This is a genomic window from Exiguobacterium sp. QJM3NY_9, from assembly GCF_056173545.1.
The window spans coordinates 893005-906303 of sequence record NZ_CM149679.1 but is presented as its reverse complement, the minus strand read 5'-3'; the positions used below and the strand labels follow the sequence as shown (position 1 = coordinate 906303).

The 13299-nt window shown below is 46.1% G+C and carries 13 protein-coding genes; all 13 read right to left on the bottom strand.

Annotation, left to right across the window (positions count from 1 at the left end; genetic code table 11):
• Nucleotides 1–61: 61 nt before the first annotated feature.
• Nucleotides 62–403, bottom strand: coding sequence for a cytochrome c550 (gene cccA, locus AC0VYQ_RS04480; RefSeq protein ID WP_029332948.1), 342 nt, complete (start codon nucleotides 401–403; stop codon nucleotides 62–64).
• Between the two features lie 155 nt (nucleotides 404–558).
• Nucleotides 559–1644, bottom strand: coding sequence for an RNA polymerase sigma factor RpoD (rpoD, locus tag AC0VYQ_RS04475; protein WP_012369736.1), 1086 nt, complete (start codon nucleotides 1642–1644; stop codon nucleotides 559–561).
• A 34-nt stretch (nucleotides 1645–1678) separates the two neighbouring features.
• A complete protein-coding gene (dnaG, locus tag AC0VYQ_RS04470; protein ID WP_159173848.1) occupies nucleotides 1679–3466 on the bottom strand; it encodes a DNA primase in 1788 nt (595 codons plus the stop codon).
• Nucleotides 3467–3602: 136 nt separating this feature from the next.
• Nucleotides 3603–4412, bottom strand: a complete 810-nt coding sequence (locus tag AC0VYQ_RS04465) for a pyruvate, water dikinase regulatory protein (RefSeq protein ID WP_029332946.1) — start codon at nucleotides 4410–4412, stop codon at nucleotides 3603–3605.
• A 14-nt stretch (nucleotides 4413–4426) separates the two neighbouring features.
• Nucleotides 4427–5056 (bottom strand): transcriptional regulator CcpN, encoded by a 630-nt coding sequence (ccpN, locus tag AC0VYQ_RS04460; protein WP_029332945.1) that lies wholly within the window; start codon nucleotides 5054–5056, stop codon nucleotides 4427–4429.
• Between the two features lie 19 nt (nucleotides 5057–5075).
• Entirely contained in the window at nucleotides 5076–7136 is a 2061-nt protein-coding gene (gene glyS, locus AC0VYQ_RS04455) for a glycine--tRNA ligase subunit beta (RefSeq protein ID WP_214800967.1), read from the bottom strand.
• Entirely contained in the window at nucleotides 7129–8019 is an 891-nt protein-coding gene (gene glyQ / locus AC0VYQ_RS04450; RefSeq protein WP_029332943.1) for a glycine--tRNA ligase subunit alpha, read from the bottom strand. Before glyQ ends, glyS begins: the two co-directional genes overlap by 8 nt.
• Before the next feature lie 285 nt (nucleotides 8020–8304).
• Nucleotides 8305–9054: a DNA repair protein RecO gene (gene recO, locus AC0VYQ_RS04445; protein ID WP_029332942.1), complete on the bottom strand. Its 750-nt coding sequence runs from the start codon at nucleotides 9052–9054 to the stop codon at nucleotides 8305–8307.
• A gap of 3 nt (nucleotides 9055–9057) precedes the next feature.
• Nucleotides 9058–9966: a GTPase Era gene (gene era / locus AC0VYQ_RS04440; protein ID WP_214805155.1), complete on the bottom strand. Its 909-nt coding sequence runs from the start codon at nucleotides 9964–9966 to the stop codon at nucleotides 9058–9060.
• On the bottom strand, nucleotides 9959–10357 hold the full coding sequence (locus tag AC0VYQ_RS04435; protein WP_029332940.1) for a cytidine deaminase: 399 nt from the start codon (nucleotides 10355–10357) through the stop codon (nucleotides 9959–9961). Before AC0VYQ_RS04435 ends, era begins: the two co-directional genes overlap by 8 nt.
• A gap of 49 nt (nucleotides 10358–10406) precedes the next feature.
• Nucleotides 10407–10757, bottom strand: a complete 351-nt coding sequence (locus tag AC0VYQ_RS04430) for a diacylglycerol kinase family protein (protein ID WP_088836557.1) — start codon at nucleotides 10755–10757, stop codon at nucleotides 10407–10409.
• Entirely contained in the window at nucleotides 10754–11230 is a 477-nt protein-coding gene (ybeY, locus tag AC0VYQ_RS04425; protein ID WP_029332938.1) for an rRNA maturation RNase YbeY, read from the bottom strand. Before ybeY ends, AC0VYQ_RS04430 begins: the two co-directional genes overlap by 4 nt.
• Nucleotides 11227–13284 carry an HD family phosphohydrolase gene (locus AC0VYQ_RS04420; protein WP_214765424.1) on the bottom strand — a complete coding sequence of 686 codons (2058 nt, stop codon included), beginning with the start codon at nucleotides 13282–13284 and terminating at the stop codon, nucleotides 11227–11229. The genes ybeY and AC0VYQ_RS04420 overlap by 4 nt, the downstream gene beginning before the upstream one ends.
• Nucleotides 13285–13299 lie beyond the last annotated feature (15 nt).

Genomic DNA, 13299 nt, shown 5'->3' with positions numbered 1-13299 from the left:
TTTTCCCAAATTCGCACAAGAAAAAAACACCTATCTCGGAGAAGAGACAGATGTTTTTGACTTATTTCTTTTCTGCAAGCCATTTCGCTAAAACAGTGGCTTCTTCGTCGTTAGCAAGACCCCCAGGCATTTGCCCTTTACCATTCATAGCGATGTCTTTGATTTCTTCTTCTTTCAGCTTCGCACCGACTTTAGTTAAGTTCGGACCTGCTCCGCCTTCGAGATTGCCGCCGTGACATCCTGTACATCCTTTTGATGCAAATAGATCTTCTGGCTTCATTTCAGCTGTTGATGGACCCTTTTCAGCTTCTTTCGCCTGATCTACGCCAAAGTATGACAATGAAATCATGGCAATGATTGCGATGATCGCAATCGCTGCGAACGGTACTAATGGATTACGCATTTGGATTTCCCCCCATATTCTATACCCAACCAAGTTGGTGACTGAATGGTATTCCCCGTTACTATTCTACTGTAAAAAAAACAGAGAAGGAAGAAAAAAACAAAACTTTTTCTTCCTTCTCACCAAATTTTCATATTTTCTTCACACTTTTAAAATCAATCCAAGAAGTCTTTCAGACGTTTTGAACGACTCGGGTGGCGAAGTTTACGTAAAGCTTTCGCTTCAATTTGACGAATCCGCTCACGCGTAACACCAAATACTTTACCGACTTCTTCAAGCGTCCGTGTCCGACCATCATCAAGACCAAAACGAAGACGTAACACGTTTTCTTCCCGGTCCGTCAATGTATCGAGGACATCTTCAAGTTGTTCTTTCAATAATTCATACGCAGCTGCGTCTTGCGGCGCCGTTGCGTCTTGATCTTCAATGAAATCACCGAGATGCGAATCGTCCTCTTCCCCGATTGGTGTTTCGAGTGACACCGGTTCTTGAGCGATTTTTAAAATCTCACGTACTTTCTCAGGTGTGATTTCCATCTCTTTTGAAATTTCTTCAGGCGTCGGTTCACGTCCTAAGTCTTGTAGGAGCTGACGTTGAACACGAATCAATTTATTGATCGTCTCGACCATATGAACCGGAATCCGGATTGTACGTGCTTGGTCAGCAATCGCGCGGGTGATTGCCTGACGAATCCACCATGTTGCGTAGGTCGAGAATTTGTATCCTTTTGTATAATCGAATTTCTCGACCGCTTTAATTAATCCCATGTTTCCTTCTTGAATCAAGTCGAGGAACAACATACCACGTCCGACGTAACGTTTTGCAATCGAGACGACAAGACGTAAGTTCGCTTCAGCAAGACGCTTTTTCGCTTCTTCATCGTTTTGTTCAATTCGTTTTGCAAGTTCGACTTCGTCCTCTGCATTCAAGAGATCGACACGACCGATTTCTTTCAGGTACATCCGGACAGGGTCATTGATTTTAACACCTGGTGGGACAGAGAGATCGTTTAAATCCGCCTCTTCTTTATCGTCACCCGTACCATCGTTGTTTACTTTGATACCTTCAGTCTCTAACAATTGAAGAAACTCTTCAAATTGTTGCGCATCCATCGATTCAAATGAGCTGAGCTTATCTTCGATTTTTTGATGCGATAGTTCCCCATTTTTATGTCCGAGCGCGATTAGTTCATCCTTCGCGAGACGGAGTATTTCTGCTTCTGATCTTGCTTTTTCTGCCATCGAACCATACACTCCTTCCACATCATGCAACAGGTCATCGATCTTTTAAGCGTCGTTTCCGTTCGATGATTGCCTGCATTAGTTCCGCTTGAGCACGGATATCTGTTTGTTGATTCAAACGTGACTTCTCTTCATCGAGTGTCCGTCGTTGTCGTTCATTTTGAACGGCGCGTATATAATGACTCAACAAATCCGGATCGTACTCCGGCATGAGCATAAACTCTAAATCGGCGACGATTCGTTGAAGCGATGCATCTTGTAACATCGTCAAGAAGCGGTCCGGATTTGCCGGAGCACCTGCTCCATAAAACTCATATAATTTACCGGCGATCAGCTGATGCGCCGGATCATTAAAATCGACTCCGAGTTGATCTCGGACTTCCATTCCAACCTCCTCTGACCGAATCATGTAAGCAAGTAAAAAACGTTCTGCCCGCTTCCAGTTCGTAAATGTTCGGTCTTGAGGTGCTGCGACGTTCGTTTGTCGTTCGACGCGACGTTCCTGCTTTACTTTAGGTGCTTGTAACGGTTTCACTTGTGACAATAACGATTCTTTCGATAACTGGAATTCTTCCGCTAGCTTACCAAGATAAATATCTCGAAGCAGAGGATTCGTTGTCCGATTAATCTCCTCAAGCATAGTTTCAATATATCGAACGCGTTCTCCTTCTAATCGCAAGTTTTTTCCTTGACGAAAATAAAAAGATTTGAATTCAAGACTTGAAACCCGTTCTTGTTCCACTAGACGAATAAATGTTTCTTCGGAATGAGTTCCGATGTACGAATCCGGATCTTCTTCATCCGGTAGCCGAATGACGGAACAATCTACCGCAACATCTTCAAGAAGACGTAATGCTTTAATCGTCGCTGCCCGACCGGCTTTGTCTCCGTCATAGCAAATAATGACTTCATCGACGATCCGTCCAAGATTTTGTGCATGGACAGGAGTTAAGGCCGTTCCTAAAGAGGCTACGGTATAGGATATACCCGCTTGAGCGACTCGTACAACATCTAAATTGCCTTCTACGAGCACAACTTGTTTATTTTTACGCATCGCGCCCCGTGCTTGTGCAAAACCGAACAGTAATTCACTTTTATTGAAGAGCGGTGTCTCTGCCGTATTGACGTACTTCGGGTCTCTTCCATCAATGGAACGTCCACTGAATCCAACAACCGTGCCATCACGATCTGAAATCGGAAAGACGACCCTGCCGTTAAATCGATCGCGATAATCGCCATCTCTACCTACAGAAATCAATCCAGCTTCCACCATTTCATCCAAGTCAAAATTACGCCGGGTCAAGGAGTCGACTGTAAAACGTTCTTGGTCTGGAGCATAGCCGAGTTTAAATTCACGCATCGCCGATTCGCCAATTCCCCGTTTTTCAAGATATTCACGACCGGCGTCACCAGCGGCTGTCTGTAACATGACTTCATGGTACAAATCAGCAACGATTCGATGCGCTTCACGCATCCGGTATTTCTTTTCTTGATCTGGTGTCGATTCAGTCTGATCAGATCGCTCGAACTCCGGTAATGTCACGTCCGTTCGATCAGCGAGTTTCGAGACGGCTTCCGGAAAACTCATCCCTTCCGTTTCCATGACGAAGGTGATGGCGTTTCCGCCCGCTCCACAACCAAAACAATAATACATTCCTTTATCAGGCGAGACCGAAAAAGAGGGGGATTTTTCTGAATGGAATGGACATAACCCTGAATACCGATTCCCTTGTTTTTTTAATTCTACACGTTCAGAGATTAGTTCAACGATATCCGTCGCTTGGCGAACCTGATCGACCAGTTCATCCGGAATTCTTTTCAATCGTCCCACCTCCTCTTCTCAACTCTTATATATATACCCGCAATGAAACGGAACGAATACTCGTTCCGTTTCATTGGAAAAATTGCATCATCTCATTTATCAGCTAGACTAGTATACTACGCAAGTACTTTCTTGACTAGTCATGCGCCTTTCCTGAAATTCCCGTCAAAATCAAGTTCGCTGTTTCTTCAACTGCCTTATTTGTCACATCGATGATTTGACAGCCAATCCGCTCATACAATTTTTTCGCATAATCAAGTTCACGATTGATGCGATCGATTTGTGCGTAGGCAGCTTCCGGTTTCAAACCAAGCGAACGTAACCGTTCCATCCGGATATCAATCAACTTCTCAGGAGAAATCAATAATCCGAAACACTTTTCTTTCGGAATATCAAAAAGTTCTTCTGGTGGTACAGATTCCGGAACGAGAGGAACATTCGCAACTTTGTACCGTTTCAAAGCAAGGTATTGTGAGAGAGGAGTCTTCGACGTTCGTGAGACACCAATCAAGACGATATCAGCCCGTTTAATTCCACGTGGATCCCGACCGTCATCATACTTCACAGCGAATTCGACCGCTTCGATTTTCCGGAAGTATTCCTCATCCAAACGATAAATTAGCCCTGGCTCTTCTTTCGGTTGCATCCCGAGTCGATCTTCCATCGTATCAAGCAACGGTCCAAGTAAGTCGATTGCTTCGACTTCGTGGGCCTTCGCCGTCTCCGCAAGCAAACGACGGTGCTTCGCATGGACGATCGTATAAACAATCGTCGCCCGCTCTTCTTTCGCATGCAAAACGAGATCATAAATCACTTGATCGTCATCGACGAATGGGATCCGGACTGTTTCAATCGCCCGCTCCGGAAATTGAATCGCTGCTGCACGAACAACAAGTTCACACGTTTCACCCACTGAATCACTGACTACATAAATACGTTGTCTCATCTGTGAGCCTCCTCTTAAATTTCTTCATCTCTTGCTAACGCGACCAGTACTTTCGTCATGTTCGTCTTCGTCATCCGTCCGACGACTTTCAGGATGCCATCACTGTTTTCAACGACAGGCATCGAGTCGATTTGTTTTTCGATCAACTTCATCCCGGCCCCGATCAATGTTTCCGTTTTCTCACATACTGTCAAGTTCGGCATCCGCGTCATAATGATATTAACGGGCAATGAATCGAGTTCTTGGTTCCCGATTGCAGCTCGTAAAAAGTCTTTTCGTGATAAGACACCAACGAGTGCATGATCATTGCCAACGACGAAGAGCGAACCGACATCTTCTAAGAATAAGTGAACGATTGCGTCGTAAACGGTCATACTCTCATGAATCACCTTGGCAGAAGACATGAACTCGCCGACTGTCAACGTGTCGAGTTTCTCATGAAGCATCGAGGCGTTCTTTTTACCAACATACATATACCCGACGCGCGGACGCGCTTCGAGCATTCCTGTCATCGTCAAAATCGAGAGATCTGGTCGTAATGTCGCCCGCGTCAAGGAGAGCTCGGACGCAATTTGCTCTCCTGTGATCGGACCATTTTCTTTGACGATTTGGAGTATCTTTTTCTGCCGTTCATTTAACTTCATCGGCTCATCCGTCCTTTGTTTACACTAAAGTGAGTGCATTGAATCGTGCGACCGCTTGAATCGCGTCCGCGAAACGTTTCATTTCGCTTAAACGGTTCGATCGAATCGCATCGTCTTCTGCCATGATCATTGTCCCATCAAAATAGGCTGTAATGGCTGGAACCGTTGATTCAAGTGCGCCCATCGCTGTTTCGAAATCAGATTGCTCTACTGCCGCTGCGACTTGTGGAATGACCTGTTCGATTCGTTCATGTAAAGTACGTTCCGCTTCATTTTCAAAGAGCTCCGGATTGATAGTAACGACCGTTTCCGCTTTTTTCGAGATGTTGAGTACACGGCTCAACTGTTCGACTGTTTTCTTGAATGTGTCCCGTTGCGTCGCCGCTTCAAGCATTGCTGCTCGTTTTTCATTCGCTCCAACCGTCATATCAAGTTGAAGTGCTGCTTCAACGACGTCATGACGATACCCTTTTTCCGATAAACGGAACTTGAGGCGTTGACTGAAGAATTCTTGCATCGCCACTTTTACTGATTCTGCATCTGTCTGATAAAGACCTGCTTTAATTTGAGCTGTCACTACAAAATCAATCAGTTCAACGAGTGTCATTTGGATATTGCGATCCGCTAAGACTTGGACGATTCCCTGAGCCTGGCGGCGTAACGCATAAGGATCGGCAGAACCGCTTGGAATCATACCAACACCGAAGAAGCCAGCGACGCTGTCCAACTTATCGACGACGGCAAGTAGCGTCCCGGTTGGTGTCGCCGGACTTTCATCCCCAGCGAAGCGTGGCATGTAGTGCTCGCGGATCGCCGCTGCGACTTCCTTGTCTTCTTGTTTCATGTTTGCATAACGCTCGCCCATCAAACCTTGGAGCTCCGTGAACTCATAGACCATCTGACTGACGAGATCGAATTTATAGATATGACCGGCACGATCGACTTTCGTTCTGTCGGCTGAGAAGCGGTCTGCAAGCGCAAGCGCCATCTCACGTACGCGGCGAACTTTTTCACCCGTCGTTCCAAGTTTTTCATGGAAGACGATTTTGTCGAGACGGGCTGCTTGTGCGTCGATATCCGCTTTCTTATCTTCTTCGTAGAAGAATTGCGCATCGGCAAGACGGGCACGAATGACTTTTTCATTTCCGCGGGCGACGTTCTCGATGTGTTGCGCGTTCCCGTTACGCACCGTCACGAAATAATGCAGTAACGTACCATTACGTTTTACAGGGAAGTAGCGTTGGTGCTCTTTCATCGTCGTGATTAAGACTTCTTCCGGCAATTCAAGGTACGCTTCGTCAAACGCACCGAATAAGGCAGTTGGATATTCGACGAGGTTCGTGACTTCTTCAAGCAGTGACGCATCGATCGGTACTTCGAATTGTTCTGATTGTGCTAGTGCTTCGATTTGTTCTTCAATCATTTGGCGGCGTGCTGCATAACTGACGATGACATGCTCACCAGCCAATGCTTCGACATACGCATTCGGACGTAAAATCGTGATGTCTTGACCAAGGAAACGATGGCCACGTGACGTCCGTCCTGTTTCGACTGATGCGACTTCGAACGGAATGACTTGATCGTCAAGTAAGGCAATCAACCAACGGATCGGACGCATGTAACGGAGCGGTTGTGTACTCCAGCGCATGTTTTTCGGGAAGTTCATCGCCTCGATCACTTGTTTTAGCCCCGTCAATAACGTCGCTGTTTCTTGTCCTGCTTCCTTACGCGTCGCATAGATGTATTCGACTCCTTTTTCTTCACCAAGGAATAGATCATCTGTCGTCAATCCTTTTCCACGAGCAAATCCTTCCGCCGCTTTCGTCCAGTTCCCGTCCGCATCTTGCGCGATTCGTTTAGCTGGTCCTTTTAACGTTTCTTCCAAATCCGTTTGGCGTTCCGCGATTCCTTTAACGAGAACAGCGAGACGGCGCGGTGTTGAAAAGGCTTCGACTGTATCAAATGTAATCCGTGCTTCTGTCAAAAATGTCGTTACACGTTCCTTCAGTTGTGTTTCAGACTGCAAGACGAAGCGTGCCGGCATTTCTTCGAGACCGATTTCAAGTAATAATTCATGCATGTGATTCACCAGCTTTCGATTTAATCAATGGGAAACCTAAACGTTCCCGCTCTTCGATGAAACTTTGAGCACAACGGCGCGACATGTTCCGGACACGGTGGATGAATCCTGTTCGTTCCGTGACGGAAATCGCTCCTTTTGCATCGAGCAAATTAAAGGTATGTGAGCATTTTAAGATGTAGTCATACGCCGGGAACACAAGGTTTTCGTCGAGCGCCCGGTTCGCTTCTTTTTCATACTGATCAAACAATGTGAACAATAAATCAACATCTGATGTCTCGAACGTATATTTGGAATGTTCGAATTCTGGTTGATAGAAGATATCGCCATAGCGGAACCCGTCCGTCCAGACTAAGTCAAAGACACTTTCGACATCTTGAATATACGACGCGAGACGCTCGATACCATACGTGATTTCCACTGCAATCGGATTACACTCAATTCCACCAACTTGCTGGAAATATGTGAATTGCGTGATTTCCATCCCGTTCAACCAGACTTCCCAACCAAGACCTGCTGCACCAAACGTCGGGTTTTCCCAGTTGTCTTCGACAAAACGAATGTCGTGTTCAAGCGGATTGATGCCGAGGAGTTCTAGACTTTGTAAGTAGAGTTCCTGAATGTTGTCAGGAGACGGTTTCATGATGACTTGGAATTGATGATGTTGATACAACCGGTTCGGGTTTTCCCCGTATCGTCCGTCAGCCGGGCGACGTGACGGCTCTGTATAACAAACGTTCCACGGTTCTGGTCCTAAGCTCCGTAAGAATGTCATCGGGTTCATCGTCCCGGCACCTTTTTCTACATCATATGCTTGCATCGTCAAACAACCTTGTTCCGCCCAAAATTTCTGTAACGTCAAAATCATGTCTTGTACTGTCATTTTCAAGAGATCCACCTCCAAAATTTATAAGGAAACACAAAAACGTCCCTATGTACAACATGGTTGTACATAGGGACGAGACAAGCCCGCGGTTCCACCCTACTTGCATGCGTAGCATGCCACTCTTTTACGGGAACACTCAAAAATGCCGTTCACACCCGTTTCATATCCAGCTCACACTATCCTGGAATCGCTTGAATGAAGAGGAGGTGCTACTCCTTTTTCTCATCGTGTTCGTTTAGTTAGTTCTTCCGCACTTATTCTACCGAACGTACGCGTAGTCTGTCAATCATTCTCAAGGTTGAGCAATTGATCGAGAACGCGCTTCGATCGTAACCGAAGTCCACTATAACGTTCCATGTAGGCATCCATGATTTGACGCAGTAATCGTTTCGTTTCCGGCTTGACCGTGACCGTCCCGATCCGTGAAAAATCATAGACGGAAAAGACATAGAGCATCTTTGCAACTGACTCCTGCAAGAATACGGCATACTCATCTTCATGACGATGGCGCTTACAGAGCAGTCCGCCATGGTTCAGCGAAAAGGCGAAAGGTGCTTCCGTACTCCCGCAAATCGTACAGCCGTTTAAGTGCGGAGCGATACCAAGATGACGCAACAAGCGTAGTTCAACAATGAACGATACGACATCCGGATCAAGTCCTTCGTCCATCGCCTCCAGTCCGTCGACGAATAAATCATAGAGCGTCGGATAGGCGACGCGTTCGTCAAGTGCCTTATCCGCAAGTTCGAGCAGGTACATTGCATATGACATCAAGAGGACATCTTGCCGGATATGTGAATACCCGGTGATGACATCCGCTGATTTTAATTGACCGAGTCCACGTGACCTCGGGTAGACATAGACCGCCCGAATAAACGGCTGACTTGCTGCATTAAACCGGCTACCCGGTTTCTTCGCACCACGAGCCATGACGGCGAGCTTTCCGTATTCACGCGTCAGCAACGTGATGATTTTATTCGATTCACCATACACGACCGTTCGTAATACGAGCCCTTCCGCCTTATCAATCATCGCTTAATACTCATCGTCGCGGAAGCCGAGTTCGCGCAATTGTCCGGCTTTGTTACGCCAGTCTTTTTGAACTTTGACCCATAGGTTCAAATAGACTTTCGTTCCGAGAAGCATTTCGATGTCCGTCCGTGCTTCAGACCCGATTTCCTTGAGGAGTGCCCCACGTTTCCCGATGATGATGCCTTTTTGCGAATCACGTTCGATTAAAATCGTCGCGTGGACGTCGACCATATTGCCGTCCTCACGTGTTTTGATTTGATCAATCGCAACTGCGATCGAATGTGGTACTTCGTCTCGTGTTTTTTGTAAGACTTTTTCGCGAATCATTTCCGAGATAATAAAGCGTTCCGGATGATCCGTTACTTGATCGGCTGGATAATACATCGGTCCTTCTGGTAAAAGTTTCGCAATCTCACCGAGGAGCGGTTCAACATTATTACCTTGAAGAGCAGAAATCGGCACGACCGCTGCAAACTCTAATTCGTCTTTATACGACTCAATGATTGGCGGAATGTCATTCGGATGAATCAAGTCGACCTTGTTCATGACGAGAATGATTGGCGTATCAAGGCCTTTCAACTTCTCGATGATGAAGTCGTCGCCTTTTCCTTTTGGCTCCGTCACGTTGATCATGAAGAGAATCGCATCGACTTCACGCAAAGCGTTTGTCGCAACTTTCATCATGAAGTCACCGAGCTTATGCTTTGGTTTATGAATTCCTGGCGTATCGATGAAGACCGTCTGCACATCATCCGTTGTGTAAACACCTTGAATCTTGTTTCGTGTCGTCTGTGGCTTATCTGACATGATTGCAATTTTTTGACCGATGACACGGTTCAAAAACGTCGATTTCCCGACATTCGGACGACCGATGATCGAGACGAATCCCGATTTAAATCCTTCTTTAAACATTGAGATCTCCCTTCGTGAACGCACCTGGTAACAATGCGCCAACGGTTGTTTCTGTGACATCACCTGTTAAGTTCGTCAAATAGATTGGCATATCTGCATCACACATTTCGAACAGGACTTGGCGGCATTGTCCGCATGGTGCTACTGGACCTTCCGTGTCTGCTACGACAGCCATCGCTGCATATTCACGTGCATCTTGTGCCCATGCTGAGAAGACGGCTGTCCGCTCTGCACAGTTGCAGAGACCGTAAGCGGCGTTTTCGATGTTACACCCGTGGAAGACTTGTCCGTCTTTTGTTAAGAGAGCAGCTCCGACTTGGAACTTCGAATATGGAACGTACGCTTTTTCGCGTGCAATTTTAGCTTGTTCGAGTAATTGTTCTGTTTTCATGTCATTTTTCCCCTTTTAGCAACTTTGTTGGCCAAAAAAGGCCGGATTCTTATTGTACCAAATATGGGACGAAGATGCATAGTGCAATCACAATTGATGTAAGCGCCAACACTAAAACTGCACCGCTCGCGATGTCTTTTGCCGCCTTGGCTAACGGATGCCACTCTTTCGTCACTAAATCGACCGTTCTTTCAAAAGCTGTATTCAGCATTTCCGCACCTAGAACGGTACCGATCGTTAAAAATAAGATGGCACGTTCAACGGACGAAAGTGGGAAATAAAATGCTGCAATCGTGACGACTAGTCCGAGAACAAAATGAACTTTCATATGTCGTTCTTCTCGAACGGCTTGTCGGATGCCCGCTAGCGCATGGACAAACGGAACCCACCAGGACTTCACAACTCGCCTCGATACAACTCGAAGTGATGTAGAATTTCCTCCTGACGTTTTGTCATGACTTCTTCATCTGCCTTTTCGATGTGGTCATACCCTAACAGATGTAAAAAACCATGGACGGCTAGAAAACCAAGTTCCCGCTCAAACCGATTTCCATATTCAGCCGCTTGTTCCCGACACCGTTCGACGGAAATGATTAAATCACCCAGTACAACGGGTTCGTCTTCTAGTAATTGAAAGTCAATTTCATCTTCTCCGAGCTCATCCATCGCAAACGAAATGACGTCCGTCGCTTGATCTTTCCCACGCCAGTCGCGATTGATTTCTCTGATTTCTTCATTCGTCACGAATGTGACGGACAGCTCACTATTGACTTCGACTTCTTCTTGTTTCGCAGTATAAATAAGAATCGATTCGACTAAGCGCTGCTGTTCCTCGCTCAATAAGTTTCCCTCGTCTGTCATATAAGTATTCATTTCGTTTCCTCTTTCTTTAATTCAGGATATTCAATCCGTTCGTGGAACAATCCCGAAAGCGTATGACACGCACTTTCCCCGACACGATAAATGTCACGCGTCGTAATGTCACATTCCGCGAATTGATCGTCGAGCATCTTCTCTCGAATAATTTTCGAGACAAGATCACGAATCCCCTCTTCAGTCGGAGACTTCATCGAGCGGACAGCTGCTTCAATCGAATCGACGATCATGATGACTGCCGCTTCTCGTGTCTGTGGTTTCGGTCCACTGTAACGGAATTCCGCTTCGTTGACTTCACCTTGCTCCGTTGCTTTTACATAGAAGTAGCGGAGTAACGACGTACCGTGGTGTTCTTGGCAAATCGCGACGATTGCCCCCGGGATTTTTGCTTCTTGTAAGAGTTCTACTCCATCATCCGTATGCGCTAAAATAACACGCGCCGACTCGATTGGTGTCAATCGATCGTGCGGATTACGGCCATGTTGATTTTCGATGAAATAAAGCGGACGGCGGGTTTTCCCAAGGTCATGATAATAAGCACCAACTCGCGCAAGTAACCCATCTGCCCCGATTGCTTCACATGCCGTTTCAGCTAAGTTCGCGACCATCATACTATGATGATACGTTCCTGGTGCTTCGACCAGTAATTTCTTTAATAACGGATGTGTAGGATTTAACAGTTCTAATAACCGTGTCGGAGCCAAGATTCCGAAAGTCATTTCTAAAAATGGTAACAAACCAATCGCGAAGATAGCACTCAATACGCCGCTCGCGATCGCAAACGCCGTTAACGTTAGCGTTTCCTGAAGTTCAAGTTGCCCACTGCGCATCAATAAGAAGGTAAAGAAGACAACGATGTTCGCAGCAGAAATCATTAAACTACTCAAGAAAATCCGTCGTCGTGACAAACTCGATTGTAAAAAGAAGGTTGCGACGAGTCCGCCCACCACTAAGTAAATCGCAATGTTAAAACTAAAGTTTTGGTTCGTGCTATAGAAAAATGTGCCGGCAAGCGCCATAAAGAGTGTGCTGGACAAGGCGATTCGTTCATTCAGCAAATTTCGTAAAACGAGTGCCGCGAATGCCGTCGGTGTCAACAAGTACAGTACAGGATTGATATCCTCTGCCAAAAACGCCATTCCGTATGTCACGACAAGTTGCAAAATCACGACAAGATAGACAAGACCGAACAAACGTACTTTACCCATCTTCGCGTATCGAAGATTTGAACGAGCGATGAATCCATATAACAGCAACGTCATTAAACCACTCAAAAGTAACGTTCCTAACAATGGTTTGAACGACTTCCGGTCAGAGATCAATCCGACAAGCTTAAGCTGACGGTATTCATCTTGCGAAATCACTTCACCACGCTTAACGATAACCTCCCCTTCAGAAATGATGACAGGTTCGACTTTATCGCTCGTTTGATTTCGTAATTGCTCCGTCTTCTCAGGGTCATACACGTAGTTCGTGACAATCAATTGATCGGTCAATGCCTTACTGACCGCTTTTAATGAAAAAGATAATGGTGTTCGGTCGATGTCGAGCCGTGCATTCTCACGCGCTTCTGCTAACTCTCCGTCTTCAGAAGAAATTCGCTGTTTCATTGCTTCTTCAATCGCCGTAATCACCGCGTCACGCGTCGTGCTCCGAACGGACGAAGAAGACGTCGCAAGCAAACGCAATTCATCATCTTTCAATAAATCAGCCGCCTCTGTATTTCGAAGCCGCTGCTTAATCCGTCCGATGTCTTCTGCCTTCGTTATACCTTTTAAGCTCGCAAAGAGTTGTTCCACCTTATCAATTTGTTGCGATGCATATTCTTTTTTGACCGTATACTGACTGTCAATCGCAGCTACGGTATTTTCTTTAATCTGTCTGGTCGCTTCACGGTCTTCGATGGTCAAAGGAGATCGGATATCTTCTTCCGCGATAGAGAAGGCTTCTGCCGCCAAAGCTTCCGGACGAACGGACACATACATCATCGTTGACACGATGATGTAAAATCCAATCGTCAGCAAGCTGATCCACAGTCCTATTTTCCGCATGTCTTAGTCCCCTTC